Origin of the sequence: Acinetobacter sp. AOR14_HL (genome assembly GCF_027855175.1) — a bacterium.
In the GTDB taxonomy this organism is placed as follows: Bacteria; Pseudomonadota; Gammaproteobacteria; order Pseudomonadales; family Moraxellaceae; genus Acinetobacter; species Acinetobacter calcoaceticus.
On record NZ_JAKTII010000006.1, the window covers coordinates 215,811 to 234,391 of the forward strand.

Sequence of the window (18,581 nt, forward strand, 5' to 3'; positions counted from 1 at the left end):
ACTTATAATATTGAGCAAAATATAGACATTAAGTTTTCTTTTCTTAAATAATTTATAATTTAAAAAATAATTGGATAGTACTGGACTAAGATTTATTAACAATCATTTTTTTTTATGATTTAAAACCAATAAATGATTCATTCTCTACTAAACCTTTAACAAAAGTTTGAAAAAGATTTAATAGAGATTAAGCATTAATAGTTAATTTTTTAAGGCTACAATTTTTCTTCTAAACCACATCAATAAATCATCAATGTAGGTAAAGACCACAGGTACAACCAATAGACTTAATACAGTCGATGTTAACAAGCCACCAATCACCACAATAGCCGTTGGTTGTCTAAAACTTGGTTCAGCACCTAACCCTAAAGCATTAGGCATCATTCCCATCCCCATGGCTAAAGTTGTCATAATGATTGGACGAGCACGTTTAGAACAAGCATCCATGACTGCTTCAAAACGAGAACAATTCTTTTCCCGTCGGGCAATAATGGCGTAATCCACTAACAAAATTGAGTTTTTGGTCACAATCCCCATTAGCATTAAAATACCAATGACAACAGGCATAGAATAAGGCAAACCAAAAATGTAGAGTGAAACAAATGCACCACCTAACGCTAAAGGCAACGCTGAAAGAATCGTAACGGGTTGCATGAAGTCATGAAATAACAACACCAGAACAGCATAAACACAAACAATTCCGATAAAGAAAGCAAGACCAAAACCTTGCAGCATTTCACTCATACGTTGCGTTTCACCTTGCTCAACTAATTTTACCCCTTGCGGTAAAGTCTTAAGTGAAGACAGTTTCATTGCCTCATTTTGCACTTCACCTGTTGCCAGACCATTGAGCTCTACGGATAAAGTAATATTACGCAAGCGATCAATACGGTTAATCTGTGAAGGACCACTGGCAATGTCAATTTTTGCAACGCTACCTAATGCCACAGTTCCATTTGTTCCTTTGACTCGTAAGTTCGCAATGCTATCAAGATCATGACGTAGCTCCGGATTCATACGTACTCGCATGGCAACCTGACGCTGGGACAAATTCAGTTTAGGTAAACCTGATGAATATCCTCCATAGGTTGCATAGCGTATAGTATCTGCCAAGGCTTCTGAGGTTACGCCAAATGAAGCGGCTAATGCTTTATCAGGATGGATCTGAATTTCAGGCTGCTCAATTGCAGCATCCGAACTGACGTTGCCAATTCCCTTTAATGTTCTTAACTGATTTTCCACATTGTGAGCAGTCTGTGTTAATAAATCAGGGTTATCACTGGCTAATGTTAATTCGAGTTTTTCACCACTATTACCGCCCCCTACAGTCACTCGTACGCCTGAAAGTGCTTTTAACTTTTCTCGAATTTTCTGCTCTACAGCCACCTGCTTAAGCTCTCGCTCATCACGTGCGACCAAATCTACTGTTAAAGTTGCACTGGTGACATCATCACCGCCGACTGACATAAATACATCTTTGACTTCCGGCAACTTTCGAATAATCACATCGGCCTGTTGTGCGGCAGCATTGGTTTCATTCAAGGTTGAACCAGGCTGTAATTCCAATTTGACACTAGATTGCGATTTGTCTTGGGCAGGCAGAAAAGAAACAGAATTTTGTAAACCCACAACTACAGTCAATAAAAAGAAGCCTGTCGCCAGTAACATGGTTGTCTTACGGTGCCCTAAGGTCCAATGAACGAGTGATTTATAGGTGGACATCACTCGCCCATCTTTTTCTTCGTCTTGATTCTGTTCACGAGGAGGCTTTAAAAGATAAGCTGCCATCATTGGGGTAAGTAAACGAGCAACTAATAGCGAAGCTAAAATGGCGACCGATGCAGTAATACCAAATTGTTTAAAAAACAAACCTGATATCCCGCCCATAAATGCTGTAGGTAAGAAAATTGCCACTAAGGTCAAAGTTGTAGCAATAACCGCTAACCCAATTTCATCTGTGGCTTCCATTGCTGCGTCATAGGGAGTTTTACCTTGCCGCAAATGCCTTTCAACATTTTCAACCTCAACAATCGCATCATCTACTAAAATGCCGACCACAAGAGATAATGCCAATAAGGTAATCATGTTTAAGGAATAATCTAGTAAATACATGACCCCAAAGGCAGGAATAATCGATAAAGGTAAAGCAACCGCAGAAATTAACGTTGTTCGCCAGTTTTTTAAAAATAGCCAAACCACCACAATTGCAAGAAATGCGCCTTCATAAAGCATGTCCATTGAACCCTGATAATTATCTTTAATCGGGTCAACTGTATTACTTGCTTCTTTAATCTTTACTTCAGGGTGTTCTTTTTGAAATTTGCTAATGGCGGCTCTTGCCCCATCAACCACACTCACATCAGAAAAACCTTTAGATCGTTTAATCTGGAAGCCAACCGTAGCTTTACCATTTTGATAAGCTCTTGAGGTCAGATCTGAATAACTGTCTTTAATCGTCGCAATTTCATCGAGCCTGACATAACTTCCATTGGACAATGGGATGCTAATTGCCCCCACATCTGCAACATGGTTAACCGTTGCCAAAGTTCTAACCGACTGGCGCTCTCCACCAATACGTCCCTGACCACCAGATGCATCTTGTTGCATTGCTTTGAGTTGAGTCGATACATCAGAAGGCATGACTCCCATTCCTGCCATCAGGCTAGGGTCAAGCTCAATCTGCACTTCACGGTCAAGTCCCCCAACGCGGCTAATGGTATTTACACCTTTAACAGCCATGAGTGCTTTGGTCACATCATTATCAACAAACCAAGATAAATCTTTGGCATCGTAACTATCAGATTCAATGGTATAGGTGAGTAAGGCTGAATTTGAGATATTTACTTTGGAAATTGTGGGATCATTCATGCTGCTAGGCAATTCTGCGCGTACACTATCTACAGCATTACGAACTTCCGAAAGCGCCTCTTCACCATCTTTTTCCAGCTCAAAACTCACTGAAATCGTTGCCTGACCATCCGAAATCATGGTCGTGATGTGATCCAATTTGGTTAAAGATGTTAATTTATCTTCAATTTTTCTGGCCACTTCAGTTTCCAGTTGTTCTGGCGCCGCGCCCTCTAAGCTGGCTGAAATCTGAATGGTGGGTAAATCCATATCTGGCGTATCTTGTACTCCCAGATGATAGAAGCCGAATAGACCCAATACCGTTAAAAAGAAAAAGAGTAAAATAGCGGGAACTGGATTTTTAATTGACCAAGCAGAAACGTTCATTATGGCGCTCCTACTTGTGGTTGTGACCCATGTTCAATAGACTTTTCAGAAGATAAAATCTTAACTTTGACTCCTTCTGATAAAAATGCGCCGCCCTTCTCTACGATGTGTGCATTGCTTGCCAGCGCTGATAGAATTTCAACATCCTGCCCCACACGTCGTCCTGTTTCTACGACTACACTTTTAACCTGTTGGTCCTGACCAACCAGATAAATATATGAGCGTCCATCTCGCATTACGAGTGCAGATTGAGGAATAGTATTTGCCTCACTTTTTCCTACACTAATTTTGCCATTGGCAAACATACCAACATGCGCATTTCCAGAATTTAGACTGACATAGAGACTAGAACGTCCAGTGCTGTTGGATAAAGCAGGACCTATGCTTCGGACCACACCACTTAATTGCTGACCATTGGATAAAGAAAGATTCACTTTCTGACCAATTTGAATTGAATCAATTTGCTTGGCATCCACTTCAGGGCGCCACTCCAGACGTCCCTGACGAATCATACGGTACAGCTCAGTTCCCGAGCTGACGACATTCCCCAATACGGCGGACTTTGAAGAAACCACACCATTATCTATGGCGTAAATCTGGGTTTGCGATCGTTTTAATTGAGTACTATCTACGTCTGCTTGTGCAGAAGCGACACTCGCTTGAGCTGACTCTAGATTAATACGATATTCTTCTAATTGTTGATCAGATAACGCGCCTCCCGCTCCAATAATTTTAGCGCGCTTCAAATTCGATACTGCTTGTTGCAGGCTGACCTGATTTTGACGAAGATTGGCTTGTTGCTTACGCAAATCGGCATTTAAACTGTCATCTGCCAGTTTAAGCAAAAGCTGACCTTTCTTTACATGATCACCCACATCAACATAGAGCTGTGCAATTTTATATCCACTAATCTCGGGGCTAACGATTATTTCCTGCCAAGCCGCAATGGGGCCAGTCGCACTAATGGTGTTTTCCCAAATTTGAGTTTTTGGAGAAACTACCTGTACGGATAAAACACTTTGCTCACTCGGGACAGAATCATTATTTTTATTTTGTGTTGGTTTTTTAATGAATAGCAAAAATATTGCGACTGTAATCAACATAATCACAATGACGATTATCGTCCATTTTTTCAGTCGTATCGCTTTGTTCATGATGCTAATCCTTAAAAATTAATGTCTTTCAAACTTGTCTCGGGTTGAGTGACGACGGCATTTTTTTGCCAGCCGCCACCCATTGCCTTGTACAAAGCAATCCATTGCTGTACGCGGCTGGTTTGCAATTCAATTTGACTCATTTGTGCTGAAAGTGAGGAACGTCGTGCCGACTCCAAATCCAGTAAATTGGTATTGCCCGCTTTCCAACTTAATTGCAGCGCATTAAAGTAATTTTCATACTCTCGAACAGAGTTTTCTGATGCCTGCTCTTGGGCAGCAATCGAATTTAGCTGTACTAAGGCTTGCTCAACTTCACTCACCGCCGATCTCACCCCAGATTGATAATCTGCAATTGCAGACACATAGGTGGCTTTGGCACTTTCTACCGCAGCTTTTTTCTGACCTGCATCAAAAATGGGTAAAGATAGAGCTGGTCCAAATGACCATGAAGCTGCCGATGTTCCGCCCGTTAAAACTGTGCTGATTACCCCTGTTAATGAAAGGCTCGGATAACGATCAGCTTGAGCAGAGCCAATCTCTGCATAAGTGGCATAAACCTCACGTTCTAATGCGGCAATATCAGGGCGATGTTGCAACATCTGTGCAGGAACATCTGAAACATTAAATAAAGCTGGCTTTGGTAAGCTTTTCGACTTTCCACTATTGAGTAACGGGCGTAATGCGGTTTCTTGCATGCCCGTGACCTGTACCAGAGTTTTTACCAATAAATTACATTGCTTCTGTTGGTTAAGAAGATTCATCTGGGTACTCGCAAGATTGGCACGCGATAAGGCGCCATCCATGGGTGCAGTAAACCCTGCTTTGACCATTTGAGAATTTGCTTGTTCAGTTTTTTGCATCGATTGCAATTCATTCTGATAAACCGCAACCAATAATTCACAGGACCGATATTGCACATAGTCATCTGCCACTTCTGCTGCAAGCGAAATGCGGGCATCATGCCAATCATCTTGTCGGGCTTCGATACGAGACTGAGCGGCTTCATTCTGTTTTCGAATCTTGCCAAATAAATCAATTTCCCATGAAGCATCTAAACTGCCCGTTCCCTGATTAGAAACTTGGCCATCTTTCGCTCTTTTGGCGGAGGCACTGCCAGTCAAAGAAGGAAATAAACTGGCCTTTGATGTGGTTAATGTTGCCCTTGCCTGTTCAATTTTGGCCCATGCTTTAAGCAAGTTAGGGCTATTGTCTTGTGCTGTTTCAATCAATTGCCCTAAAACCGGATCATTAAACTGCGACCACCACTGTGTCAGGTCATCAACTTTATGATTTGAGTTAGGGGTATTTTGTGACCAGACACTTGTAGTCTGAGATTTGGGAGGTTGATAAGACGAATAATGCATACAGCCAGCAAATATGAAAGGAATGGATGAATACAACAGCAATGAATAAATTTGGCGGTTCATGCGAAAACACAACTAAACTAGACGGTTTAGTTTAGTTTGACGAAATTTGATTGTCAAACTTACAATAGCCCCCTTGGCTTTATAGGAAAAAAACTTAATGGCAAAAGTAAAGAGTGAAGCAACCCGTAACATCATCCTTGATGCCGCTAGTCAAGTTTTCCAATTAAATGGGTATGAAAGCTCCACCATGGATGCCATACGAGATGTCGCTCAGGTTTCTAAAGCAACGCTATATAGTCACTTTGCGTCAAAAGCAGAATTATTTATTGAAACACTTCTACGTGAAGCAGAAGCCAATTTTAATGATGAAATGCTAAAACTTGAGCAAAATCCCGATAATTTAAAAAATCATCTCACTATTTTGGCTTCTAACATGATTCGTTCAGCCTATTCTACAAATGGCTTAGCCATTAGAAGGTTACTGATCGCAGACGGTAGACAGAATAACTTAGGAAAAAAATTCTATGAACGAGGGCCTCAAGGAGCCAAGGCTTTTATGGCCTCTATTTTGCAAAAAGCGATGGATGATGGCTATTTAAAACAAGCAGATGCAGAAATAGCAGAATGTCACTTTAGAGCTTTAGTAGAAGCTGAATTTGTTGATATTTTATATTTTGGTTTAGACATTCCGTTAACAGAAGAATGGATTAAGGCAGCAAGTGAACGGGCAATAGAAACTTTCTTCAAAATTTATAAATAACACATTACTTTAACAATGACTTAGTAGAACTTCTTACACTCCAAGAAGTTCGCTATAACACTTTTTCAATAACTTAAAAAATTGTAGATTTATCAATATACTTTAATTTTTCAAACCTAAATCATTACCCGCTTAAAGCAAATGAGCCAGATTTTTAATTTCTTCCATCACTGCCTTACAAGCAGGCGTTAAATAGCCATGCTTAGAAATAGACAAAGAAATATAGCGCTTTAGCTCGGGACTCATAATTTTTGCTGCTTGAATTTGGGTGTATTGGCTGGCCTTTTTTAAAGCTTGCGGCCCAAGCATGGTGTAAATACCAGATTCGGAAACCAAATGCGTCTGTAAACTAATCGAGTCGGCTTCAAACACAATATTAAGCTCTACCCCATTTTCATAAGCCATGTGGTCTAAAAAGTTTCGCCAGTTACTTGGCCTGCAAAACGTGACCAGCGGTAACTGATTTATTGCTTTAAATTCGACTTCATTTGCCTGAGTGAGCACATCTCCTTCACAGCTCACCAAATAGGTATCGGCTTCGGTAAGATAGACATCACCGTGTTTAGGCGTCGGGTTAAATCGATAGAGTATGGCTAAATCGACGCTGCCATCTTCAAGCCATTTTTCTAAATGTACCCCTTGCCCTTCACGCACCGACAGTTTAATTAAGGGATATTTTTGTTGAAGCACTTTATATAAAGTCGATAACAACGGATGCGCTGTAGATGGCAAACTGGCAATACGAACCGTCCCAATCGGTGTATCGGTCGAGTGCAAAATTTCATTATTGAGTTGGTCGGTCACGTTTAGCCATGAACGAATTTTTGGAAGTAAATGCTGGCCTAAATCGGTCAACTCAACGCCGCGTCCAGTTCGGTTAAACAAACGACCGCCACATTGGGCTTCAAGTTCGTTCATTTGCCGACTGATTTGCGGTTGGTTGGTGTTATGTAGCATCGCAACTTTGCTTAAACTACCGAGTTCCACCGCATCTAAAAATATTTTCCATAAATCATAATTCATCGATTCTTCCTAAATCGTAAACTAGCACTTTTGAGCTATACATTTTTAGTATAACTGAAATTCAAGAATTGGTAATTCCTACATAGCTCGCCTATTTCTATACTCCAATCATGTTCTCTACAACACGATTTAAGTCAGATTAAGAACCAGAGAATATTTAATTACACTGTATAGGAAGTACGATTATGAGTTTAGATTTACGTGGATTAACCCCAGCACCTGTGACTCCTTTTACCCGTGACGGACAAGTAGACCATGATGCGATTCAACGTTTAGGTTCATGGTTAGGCAGTATTGATGGTGTGAAAGGCTTGGTTGTTCTTGGGCATGCAGGTGAAGGAACATTCTTGTCGCAGAAAGAACAAATGCAAGTCATCGAAAGCTTTGTTAAATCGGTAGATGACAAAATTCCGGTAATTGCAGGGATTACACTCGAAGGTACTTCGGTTGCAGCAGAAGAAGCAAAACGTGCAGTGAGCGCGGGTGCTTCGGCAGGCTTAATTTATCCTTCACATGGTTGGTTGCGTTTTGGCTATCAAAAAGGCGCACCACAAGACCGCTATAAAGCGATTTATGAAGAAAGTGGTTTGCCATCTATTTTATTTCAATATCCAGATGCCACGAAGGCCACTTACGACCTAGAAACTCTACTCGATATTTCTGCACAGCCGGGTGTGTTTGCCATGAAAAATGGTGTGCGTAACATGCGCCGTTGGGATGTTGAGATTCCGATTATTCGCCGTGAACGTCCAGACTTACAGATTTTGACTTGTCACGATGAATATTTGCTTCACACCATGTTTGATGTAGACGGCGCTTTGGTTGGCTATGGCAACATTGCCCCTGAGCTTTTAATTGAAATGATTAAAGCAGGTAAAGCCAAAGATTACGCCAAAGCTCGTGCACTTCACGACCAACTTTTACCCGTGACTCGCAATGTCTATCACCGCGGTTCACACATGGAAGGCACGGTAGCGCTTAAACATGCATTGGTTGCTCGCGGAATTTTGGACCACGCCACTGTGCGTTCGCCATTGCTTCCACTCGCAGATGGTGCTGAGCAAGAAATTCATGATGCGATGCGTCAAGCCGGAATTGGCAAGGTCGATTTAACCCAAGCCGTTGCTTAAATTCTATTCGGGCTAGCATGTACGCTAGCCTTTTTTTCCTGTACGCTGCCTGAGGCCAAACATCGGGCATGTCACTTAAAAATAATAATAAAAAGCATGCAAACTGTGGTGAACAGGTAGTGCGAAATAGAACAAAAAAACTACGAGGAATGTAGTCATAAGGAGATAGAAGATGACAAATCTAGCGGATGTAGAACCAATTAGTCATCATCAAAAAAATGCGGAAATTATTGCAAGACTCGAACGGCTTCCTGTGACTGGTCGATTGCAATTTATGCGAATTACCATTGGTATAGCGACCTTTTTTGACGCTTATACTGTTCTCGCCATTGCCTTTGCTTTACCCCAACTCATTACCGAATGGCACCTGACCCCTGCCTATGTCGGTGCGATCATTGCTGCGGGCTATGTCGGGCAACTGGTCGGTGCCATCTTTTTTGGTTCACTTGCCGAAAAAGTCGGTCGTTTAAAAGTACTGTCTTTTACCATTTTACTGTTTGTGGCAATGGACATTTCTTGTCTGTTTGCGTGGAGCGGAATGTCACTGTTAATTTTCCGTTTCTTACAAGGTATTGGAACAGGTGGTGAAGTACCTGTTGCCAGTGCCTATATTAACGAGTTTATTGGTGCAGAAAAGCGCGGTAAGTTTTTCTTACTCTATGAAGTTTTATTCCCGATGGGCCTTATGTTTGCAGGCATGGCAGCATTTTTCCTGATGCCAATTTATGGCTGGAAAGTCATGTTTATTGTGGGCCTCGTTCCATCTTTACTGGTGATTCCTTTACGGTTTTTCTTGCCTGAGTCACCACGTTGGCTTGCTTCAAAAGGCCGTTTTAAAGAAGCCGATAAAGTTGTCAAAAGCTTTGAAGATGGTGCGATTAAAAGCGGTAAAACTTTGCCTGAACCTGTGGTTAAAGACATTAACCCGCAAGCCATGGCAAAAACCGACTGGCGTGAGCTGTTCCAAGGCATTTACCGCAAACGTACCTTTACCCTGTGGGGCATGTGGTTTTGCGTCTATATGATTAACAATGCCATGGTGACTTGGCTGCCATCTCTGTACAAACAACACTTTGGTCTGTCGCTTCAAACCAGTTTGGGTTATGGCTGGATTACCTCGGGCGTGGGTGTGATTGCCTCTATTATCTGTGCGTTAATGATTGATAAAGTCGGCCGCCGTCCTTGGTACAGTGCAGCTTTTTTCTTAGCGATCATTCCACTCATGAGCCTTTCAATTTTAGGCGCAAAATCGGCGATGGAAGTTGTGATTTTGGCAACGCTGAGCTATGCCATTTTGCAAACCATTTCATTCTCTTTATACCTTTACGCTGCCGAACTTTACCCTACTCGCCTACGTGCGATGGGCATTGGTTTTAGTACCGCTTGGTTACGTGCCGGTTCTGCAATTGGACCTGTTATGGTCGGTCTGGTGGTCGGTGGCTATGGCATTCAATATGTGTTTAGTGTGCTTGCTGTCGTGGCGCTCATTGGTGGCCTTGTGACCTTCTTGTTTGCCATTGAAACCAAAGGCCAAGTGCTCGAAAAACTCTCTCCTTAATTCATCCATTTCATAAAAAGCTTGCCTAACCTCAGCGTTAGGCAAAGGGCTTATTCATGCTTAAAAAAGGAATTTAAAATGAATAAATATTTGCTATGGGGCTGTATTGGTTTAGGCAGTGTGAACAATGCTTATGCAGAACTTCCTCAAGAATTTGGCAAGTTAGAATTAAAACTTAACACCCGTTACTGGAATGATGAAGGCACTGCCCACCCCACGCTTGCCAACCCTTCGCCTTCGTCGAATGAATATGAGCAAAGTGCGTTAGGGCTTGAGTTAAATTATCAGTCACCGTACATGTGGGACTGGCTTGGGGTAGATGGCTCACTGTATGCGGTCACCAAGTTATTTGATTCTGGCAAGCCTAGCGCTCAGCTTTTAGAGGTCGAAAATAACGGCAAGCTCGATCAAAACTTTGCGACTTTAGGACAGTTCTACGTCAAGGCAAAATTGGGCGATAAAGGCGAAATTAAATTAGGCCGCCAGTTGCAAGACTCGCTGTTGCTCAAAAGCACCAATAACCGCGCGGTGCCCGATACTTTTTCGGGTGCGAGTGGTCAGTTTCAATTGAATGATCAGCTACAGACTTACATTGCCTACTATGACCGCTGGAAACCGCGCAGCATGGACTCTTTTGAAAAACTGGTGACTGAAAATGACGAGCGCATTGATTATGTCGGTTTGCTTGGAGCTAAGTATCAGTACAAAAACTGGAGCGTGAATGCCGAGTATTTAAATAGCAAAGATTATTTAAAAAAGTACGGGGTGATTGCTCAATATAAATTGCCAATGCATGGCTTTGTGTGGACATTCAACACAGGTGCTTTTTTCTCACGTGATGATGGCAAGCTGTTTAAATGCGGTGCCGAAACTGAGCTGGACTGTGTCAAAGGCCAAGACATTAACAACCGTGGGAATGGTTATTTTCTCGATGTAAATGTGGCCAAGAATAATATTGAAGGTGGCATTGCCGTTTCAAAGTTTGATGGTTTTTGGATTGAAGATAACTTTGCCGTGCACTCCGACCGCAACTCGGTTTTAACGCAAGATCACGGCACCAACCCGTTTCCAACCTCTTCGACTATTGGCCCCGACTTTACCAATAACGATGAAACCGCCGTTGCCCTTCGCCTGAAATATAACTGGAAAGACTACGTGAAAGGTTTAAAAACCGAAGCGAAGTATATTTATGGCTTTGGCGCTCACCAAAGTAACATCAACAGTGATATTGAAGGTAAAGAGCGTTACTTTGACTTTACGGTAAGTTATGTCTTGCCGTGGGTGAAAAACTTAGATGTGCGTTATTCATTTTTGTATTATGAGTCAAAGTTTGAAAATGCAAACTTAGGTGAAAAAATAAATGGCATGACCCGTAAAGATTGGGACCAACACCGTGTATTTATTAATTACCGTTATACATTTTAATAGCAGGCTAAACGTTTAGTTTAACTTTATTATATTTATTAATTTACTGCTTTAAATAGATTAACTCTTGAGTTTAATTAAAATATAAATTTATATTTTAATTTTTTATAATATTTTATTTAAATTGAATTGACCTGTTAAAAACTTATGATTATTATGGTCTCGCTGGCACACATTGCCAGTCGGTTTTGACAGACCGTTTTACATACAGCACATCAGATTTATCCTTCTGAGGGAGAAATTTGTGTGAAAACCACCGTCCCCCTCATGTTGCGGTAGGGCGGAAGGGGGACACCTTCGGGTGTGCTGGTTCTGTATGTCCGGTCTGTCAACCCCCTTTCGTTCTACCACCATAATCAATTGACGGTGATCTTTGGTGGTAGAGCTCCATAAATTCTAGGAGTTGACCATGACATTTTTTATATTAATCCCCTATCTTCTCTCGTAATTTTATTTATTTAAAATTTAGGCTTTCTCTCACCTAAAATATTTTAAATTTATAAATAATTTTATTTTAAAATTTTAATCATTTTATTTTTCTGTATTACAGGCGGGTTAACTATGCCCTTTTTAAATGATTTTAATACTTTAAATATAAGCGGCTTATTTTTTATTAATAACTTAGTGAAAATTATCACGAGAATAATATGAAACTTTATAAACCTATTTTGGCTTTAAGCCTTTTAATAGGCGATTACGGTGTTTCTGGTTGCGACATTCACACTCAGCAGGATTTTGAAGAAATTTGCCTGTCTGGTGGGCACACCCAAGCCAGTTGCGACTGTATTTACCAACGGCTTGAACAAGTGTATTCGCATAAGCTCATGCAACGTCTAGAGCATGTCAGTTTGCAAAGTCCTGCTCTCCCACAGGACTTTGCCCCTACTTTCTTTAACGTGATGCGGCGGTGCGATAAAGACGACATGGGCTAAGCGTTTGGCTTAGCTCCCTTATCTCTGTGCCGCAATGGTGGATTACTTTAAATCAGCGCAAAAAATTAAAGTTCTGTTGCGGCACGGGGGCCTGAAAATAGCTAGTTCATTGATATTAAATATGCAAATAATCTCTTGGTCGAATCGACACTTTTAAATTAGTCTAAGTTTAAGATTTCTTTTACTTTAGGTAAATCTCTATGCGCACTCAAATAAACAATCGCTGTACGAGATAATTTCTCCTTTTCTCTAACCATACTTTTCAACTTTGAAAAAGACTCTTCATCATTAGAATTATTTCTAAGTTTTTTTACCAGAGTATCCACCGTAATTCTTATACGATTTCTAGCCCTTACAATCCGAGTCTCATGTAAATGAAAAATATCTACAGAGTTCTCTACTTTTTCTACTTCAGCAGGAGTAATATTTGGGTTTGGAATGGGAAAACCATCATTATCGAACCACAATAGTTTTTCATCTTGGGGCTTAAAAGGATCTAAAAAATTAAGCTGCTCTATTGATATATCATCTTCGGGTTTAACCGCCCTGTTATCTGGATTCAATAATGGGAATTTACAAGCCTTCCCTCCCTGAGATTCCTCAAAATTTCGGCGACTATTACAAAATGTACATGCACATCTATAATTTTCCCAATCAAATGCTAACCACCAATAACCATTATTTTCTTTTTCACCCTCAACCATATTTTTAGGTCGAAAATGATCTACAGGCATATCGGATCTTATTTCTTCAGCTTCACAATACCAACACTTACGTTTAAAGTTATCTGGAAGAAGTTCATAATATTTACGCCATATTTCAGATGATTTATTAATAATTTGTTTTCTACGCGCTTGATCTGGTGCTTCTAATAAAGCTTTTTTTAGTGCTGCTGCTTGTACACGCCATTCTTCCGTTAAACACTCTTCTATATCATCTTTACAAATCCATCTCATGGTTCTTTACCCTCTTGATATTTTTCTTGTAAAAAATCCATATAATCAGGATCATCTGAGGCTAGATTAAATCCTAAACTTTCTAGTTCTTCATTAAGTCTAGCTAAACATTGTTCTTCTGTTTCAAAACCTATTTCCTCATCAAATATTTTTTGTGCTGATGATAATATTTCTTTAGCGGCTAGAGAATTTCTTAATTTTAACTTTCTATTAGTAAACTCATCTAAAGTTGATTTAAGGCCAAACATATCACTTCTTAATATTAAATTAATTCCCATTCCTCTTGGACTTTCATCTGGTTCTATCGCACTTATATTATAGTTTTCATCTCTAGTCATTACCTGAACTTGTTTCTTTTCTAATTCAGCAATAGCGAGAGGATGATGTGTAACCATTAATAAATGACTAGTTTCCTCATTGGGTACAAATTGTTTAAGGAATTTAAGATATTTAACAGCCCATGCAGGATTTAAATGAGTATCAGGCTCATCTAATAAAAATAAAGAATCCTCTCCACCTGTAAATTTTAATAGTCCCAACACTGTTAATAATTGTTGCTCACCTTCACTTAATTCATTAAAAGTTAGTGGAAAATTATTTGATTTAACTTTTACACGAACAGAAACTTCTGAAATAATCTCTGAGAGCAACAGGCTCTCCAACATTTTAAAAAGCTCGTCTGGAGTTAAATCTTTGGCAAAATTTTTCAATGAGTTGAGATCAGGTAGAAATAGATGAAAAAACTCATTTCGAATATTCTTGCCAGTTAATGAAGTATTCTCCTGTCTTTTTATTTTTAAAGGAGCTAGAGCATGTTTGATTAATTCATCTAAAAATTTTCTAACTATTCCTTTAGCTCCCCAAAATAATTCATCTTTATCTTTTGCCCAGTTTGGTTGCCGTAATACAAAATGAACACTATCTAGATCTTCTATTTCTAAGTGCTCTAAGATAAATTTTCTTTCTATACTTTGTTGATCTGATAGAAAGAAAGCCAGTAGAACAAACTGACTATGATAAGGTTTTGCGTAAAATAAAGGTCTAATATCCCCTTTTAAGTTTAACTCATCCTGCAATAATTTCCGATAAAAATTAGTTCGATGTTTTATAAAATACTTTTCTAATCTATCACTCGGACCTGAATAATAAGCGAATAAATATTTAGGTAAATAATCAGAATTACCAAATTTATCTCTTTTAACTTTCGTTATTGGAATTTTTTTACTGGAGTTCAAATCACTAGAAAATTGAGAAGATAATAAGTTATTACAATGAATAGTATATTGACTATTCAAAGTTTTTTTCTCAACATCTGCTTCAACTTCAACTTCAAGCCATTTTTTACTTGAGCTATCAAGTTTAGGGTCCCTTCCTAATCTATATACTAATTTATAAGAAAAAGGTGGAGATTCACCCAAATCTAGATTTCTGAAAATTGAAACCAAAGCCTCAAGCACATTTGACTTACCAGAACCATTTTTTCCCACGATAACTGTCATCAAGCTATCTTCATCAAAATTTATTTCAAAATCTTCTAATTGTTTAAATTTAGAATATATATGCAACTTATCAATTTTCATTTAATACTAAAATTCCTATTCATTTAACCCAATTCAAATAAACAGTTATAAGATTCATCACCTATTACCTTTATTTTACCTTGATTGATAGACTCTCTTAAATCTAAATAGAACTTTTCAATTAATTCCGTTCCTGCATCATTTGGGTAATTTGCAAGGGAAAATAAATCTATGCTACTAAGAGGATGTCTAACACTTTGTAAAACATCTAATACTGATTTTATCTCATTCATTTTTTTACTCTTACTATTCTGCTTAAGTACATTCTCTTTAATTTTATCTTGATTTAGTTTTTTTATTTTCTTTTCTTGTTGAATTTCAATAAGTAAAACTTCTGCACTATTATTACCAGTGATTAAATCATTATGTTCTTTACGCCATTTAGCAGTCAATTCTCCATTAAAAGCTTTTACTAGAATTGTCTGAGTGATTGAGCTAACTTTTATTTGGCTTACTTGAATATTTTTTTCAATATTTTCAAAATATTGAATATATTCATTTATTTTTCGAACAATAAAATCTTGTTCTTGTAGTGGAGGAAAAGGTATTGCTAAAACTCGCATATCTCTTAAATGTAAGTTTTTTATTGCAGAACCTACAATTCTGCTAGAAACATCTATTTCATTTACCCATTTTTGCAATGCAATATTAATAAACTCCATATTTACATTTTTTGATGCAGGTTTTAGTAATGCTACACTGACAAATAAAGAAAATTCATTACTAGTGTTTACTATAGCAGTTCGACCAATTGTTCCACTTTTAGTTATAAGTAAATCGCCTTTTTCAACATTACATCTTTTAGAAAGTTCCGTGTGTTCAATCTCCGAAATATATTTTGTATTCGAAAAATCAATTTTACCTTCATAAATATCTTTTACAGATATAAAGGGTATCCCATTTTCTATATATTTAGGTGTATGATGTGTCCCATCTACGATTTTAGAAGTTAAAGCATCTAAAGAAGTCCAAATCCAAGTTGAAGGTATTGTATACTCCTCATTTTTTAGATGCTGTTCAACTTTAATATTCTTATCTCTTACTAGACTAATACGCTCTCTCAATATTTGGGAGAGGTCTTTTTCAGCATGAGAAACTAATAAATTTTGATGTTGTCTCCACTCAGCAGACACTCTCCCACTCATGGCTTGCGCTAAAAAAGACTTTTTCAATTTTTTCAAAAATTTAGAAATAGCTTCTAAACGTGTTTTTATTTGCTCGACTTTTGCAAGCATAATATCTAGTTGGCGAACAATCTCTTTCTGTTCCGCAATTGGAATCAAAATAAAAGGAAGTTTTTTACAAGCACTTCCAGATAGTTCTTTAAATGTCGTACCCGTGCCTTTGCTCTCGGCTAAATCTTTAATACTTTTTAAGTAATAGTAAAGATATTCAGATTCAATATTTGAACCAGTGACAAAACTTTTAAATCCTTGATTGGTGCACATATCTTTTGAAGCAATGGCTACATATCCTATTGGAGCTCGGCTACTAAAAACTACAGTTCCTTTTGGCATTAATTTAGCAGAAGAATTTTTATACCCTTGCTCTGATAAATCACGTGCACCATGAGTAATATATTTTTCTTTATATCCACTTAAATCAGCAGGAGTTAACCAACTAATACCCATTGAAGGTTCTACAAAATTATCAGGGTCATTTGCTCTAGGGGTCCCCCCTCCAACTACATCCGCGATATCTTCGATATATGTTAATAACCATTCCTCAGGCAATTTTCCTACACTCATGCCTGTTTCCTATTGTCAATTTCCAGAGCATCTCTTAGAAACATTTTTTGGTTATTTGCTTCACTTTCTTGGTCTAAAGCATGCATTAAACTATCTAGTTCAATAAATACTTGAACCAGCTCAGACATTACCTCACTTACTAAAACATGAGGCTCTGGTAAATTTGCTGCATCAACAGCTTCATAATCTTTTAACCATGAGATATCCAATGAATCAGATTTTTGGTCCCTAATCCATTCTCTATTAAATTTTCGCCAACGGCTATTTTCTAAATTCTTTTCTTGAGACGAGATAGTATTTGACCACTCCCCTTCAATTCTAGATACTAAACTATCGGCACCTGTACAATAAACTTTTTCAAAACCAAAAAGATAATTTTCTGTAAAAGGTGTACGTTTACCAAAACTTGGAATATTAGTCCGTAAATCGTATACCCAAGTTTCCGTTGTGCAGTTTTCTTCTTGTAAAGGGTTTTCTTCTGTGCCTTTATTAAAAAAAAGAACATTAGTTTTCACTCCAGGCGCATAAAAAATGCCTGTGGGTAAACGAAGAATTGTATGAACATTACATTTATTCATTAAATCTTGACGAATTGCTGTACCCTGTCCCGCTTCAAATAGTACATTATCTGGTAAAATTACAGCAGCACGACCTGCCGGCTTTAAATTCATATAAATATGCTGCAAAAAAGCAAGCTGCTTATTAGAAGTTGTAAATGATAGGTCATCTCTTGTTATACTTGCTTCTCCTCCTTTTGAAGAACCAAATGGCGGATTAGCTAGAATAACGTCTGATTCTGGTAAATTCTTACCAACAGGACCTAAAGAATTACCCAATAAAATTACACCATTTTCTCCACCAATATCATGCAACAAACAATTCATTTGTGCTAAACGCCAAGTATTAGCAACAAGCTCAACTCCAACAAAAATTGTATTTTTATACTGCTGTAAAATTTTCTTATCTGAAGACATCAAGTTATTATTTTCTTTTATATAAGTATCTGCAGCAATAAGAAAACCTGCTGTACCACATGCTGGATCTTGAATTATTTCTCCAAGTTGTGGTCGTATGCACCTTACAATACTATTAATCAAAGAGCGAGAAGTAAAATATTGTCCAGCTCCTGATTTTGATTCAGTAGCATTTTTTTCAAGTAGCCCTTCGTATAGGTCACCCAACCCATCCACTTTGATAGTGAACCAATCTAGCTGATCAAAAGCTTTAATCAATTGTTCAAGATGCAACGGTTCACGGATACTAGTTTGTGCATTAGCATAAATTGAAGAAATTAATTTGTGTTGACTCAGAGATAATTCATGAAGCATATCCTGATAAAAAGCTAATAAATTCGTTCCCTTTAATGCTTTTAGTTTTTCCCAAGTATATTGTTCGGGGTATATTTTTTTAAGAGTTGATGAACTATCATCTAACTCATCAATCATTTTTATAAACAATAATGTAGTTAATTCACTCACATAGTCACTATAATTAACACCATCATCTTTTAAAATATCACAAAGACTCCATAGTTTTTGAACAATATCATTTTGGGTCATTTGGCATACTTCAACATTGCATTCTAAAAGTTATAGAATTGTAGCAGTTAAAGAACTTCTCACAAGCTTTAACAGATATTTTCGTTTATTTTTTCCTCATTTATACTTGGGCCTTTTAATTAAGTTTCTTAAACAATTATTTTAAGTGAAAT

Annotated in this window: 13 protein-coding genes; 5 read left to right on the forward strand and 8 right to left on the reverse strand. The window is 38.2% G+C overall.

Annotation, left to right across the window (positions count from 1 at the left end; translation table 11 throughout):
- Positions 1–201: 201 nt before the first annotated feature.
- From MKL38_RS07900 to MKL38_RS07910, 3 genes are read right to left on the reverse strand one after another with little or no spacing between them, the layout of a single operon-like run.
- Positions 202–3,234 carry an efflux RND transporter permease subunit gene (locus tag MKL38_RS07900; RefSeq protein WP_270902997.1) on the reverse strand — a complete coding sequence of 1,011 codons (3,033 nt, stop codon included), beginning with the start codon at positions 3,232–3,234 and terminating at the stop codon, positions 202–204.
- Positions 3,234–4,388, reverse strand: coding sequence for an efflux RND transporter periplasmic adaptor subunit (locus tag MKL38_RS07905; RefSeq protein ID WP_270902998.1), 1,155 nt, complete (start codon positions 4,386–4,388; stop codon positions 3,234–3,236). The genes MKL38_RS07900 and MKL38_RS07905 overlap by 1 nt, the downstream gene beginning before the upstream one ends.
- Positions 4,389–4,399: 11 nt before the next feature.
- The gene (locus MKL38_RS07910) at positions 4,400–5,818 is read right to left on the reverse strand and encodes an efflux transporter outer membrane subunit (RefSeq protein ID WP_270902999.1); all 1,419 of its coding nucleotides are present in this window, start codon (positions 5,816–5,818) and stop codon (positions 4,400–4,402) included.
- 97 nt (positions 5,819–5,915) lie between these two features.
- Between MKL38_RS07910 and MKL38_RS07915 the strand changes: the two genes are divergently transcribed.
- Positions 5,916–6,518 carry a TetR/AcrR family transcriptional regulator gene (locus tag MKL38_RS07915; RefSeq protein ID WP_056478401.1) on the forward strand — a complete coding sequence of 201 codons (603 nt, stop codon included), beginning with the start codon at positions 5,916–5,918 and terminating at the stop codon, positions 6,516–6,518.
- Between the two features lie 132 nt (positions 6,519–6,650).
- Here the strand turns inward: MKL38_RS07915 and MKL38_RS07920 are convergent, their stop codons facing one another.
- Positions 6,651–7,541: a LysR family transcriptional regulator gene (locus tag MKL38_RS07920; protein WP_270903000.1), complete on the reverse strand. Its 891-nt coding sequence runs from the start codon at positions 7,539–7,541 to the stop codon at positions 6,651–6,653.
- Positions 7,542–7,726: 185 nt separating this feature from the next.
- On the opposite strand from MKL38_RS07920, the gene MKL38_RS07925 reads away from it, so the two are divergent.
- From MKL38_RS07925 to MKL38_RS07940, 4 genes are all read left to right on the forward strand, one after another.
- Positions 7,727–8,671 carry a dihydrodipicolinate synthase family protein gene (locus MKL38_RS07925; protein WP_003653186.1) on the forward strand — a complete coding sequence of 315 codons (945 nt, stop codon included), beginning with the start codon at positions 7,727–7,729 and terminating at the stop codon, positions 8,669–8,671.
- A gap of 172 nt (positions 8,672–8,843) precedes the next feature.
- Positions 8,844–10,229, forward strand: a complete 1,386-nt coding sequence (locus MKL38_RS07930) for an MFS transporter (RefSeq protein WP_045434717.1) — start codon at positions 8,844–8,846, stop codon at positions 10,227–10,229.
- 78 nt (positions 10,230–10,307) lie between these two features.
- The gene (locus MKL38_RS07935) at positions 10,308–11,654 is read left to right on the forward strand and encodes an OprD family outer membrane porin (RefSeq protein WP_270903001.1); all 1,347 of its coding nucleotides are present in this window, start codon (positions 10,308–10,310) and stop codon (positions 11,652–11,654) included.
- 647 nt (positions 11,655–12,301) lie between these two features.
- Positions 12,302–12,586, forward strand: coding sequence for a hypothetical protein (locus MKL38_RS07940; RefSeq protein WP_151799143.1), 285 nt, complete (start codon positions 12,302–12,304; stop codon positions 12,584–12,586).
- Between the two features lie 158 nt (positions 12,587–12,744).
- Here the strand turns inward: MKL38_RS07940 and MKL38_RS07945 are convergent, their stop codons facing one another.
- Genes MKL38_RS07945 through MKL38_RS07960 form a run of 4 tightly spaced genes read right to left on the reverse strand, consistent with a single transcriptional unit; the run spans position 12,745 to position 18,429 of the window.
- A complete protein-coding gene (locus MKL38_RS07945) occupies positions 12,745–13,542 on the reverse strand; it encodes a hypothetical protein (RefSeq protein ID WP_270903002.1) in 798 nt (265 codons plus the stop codon).
- Entirely contained in the window at positions 13,539–15,122 is a 1,584-nt protein-coding gene (locus MKL38_RS07950; RefSeq protein ID WP_270903003.1) for an AAA family ATPase, read from the reverse strand. Before MKL38_RS07950 ends, MKL38_RS07945 begins: the two co-directional genes overlap by 4 nt.
- Before the next feature lie 23 nt (positions 15,123–15,145).
- On the reverse strand, positions 15,146–16,870 hold the full coding sequence (locus MKL38_RS07955; protein WP_270903004.1) for a restriction endonuclease subunit S: 1,725 nt from the start codon (positions 16,868–16,870) through the stop codon (positions 15,146–15,148).
- Positions 16,867–18,429 (reverse strand): type I restriction-modification system subunit M, encoded by a 1,563-nt coding sequence (locus MKL38_RS07960; RefSeq protein ID WP_270903005.1) that lies wholly within the window; start codon positions 18,427–18,429, stop codon positions 16,867–16,869. Before MKL38_RS07960 ends, MKL38_RS07955 begins: the two co-directional genes overlap by 4 nt.
- Between the last annotated feature and the right edge of the window lie 152 nt (positions 18,430–18,581).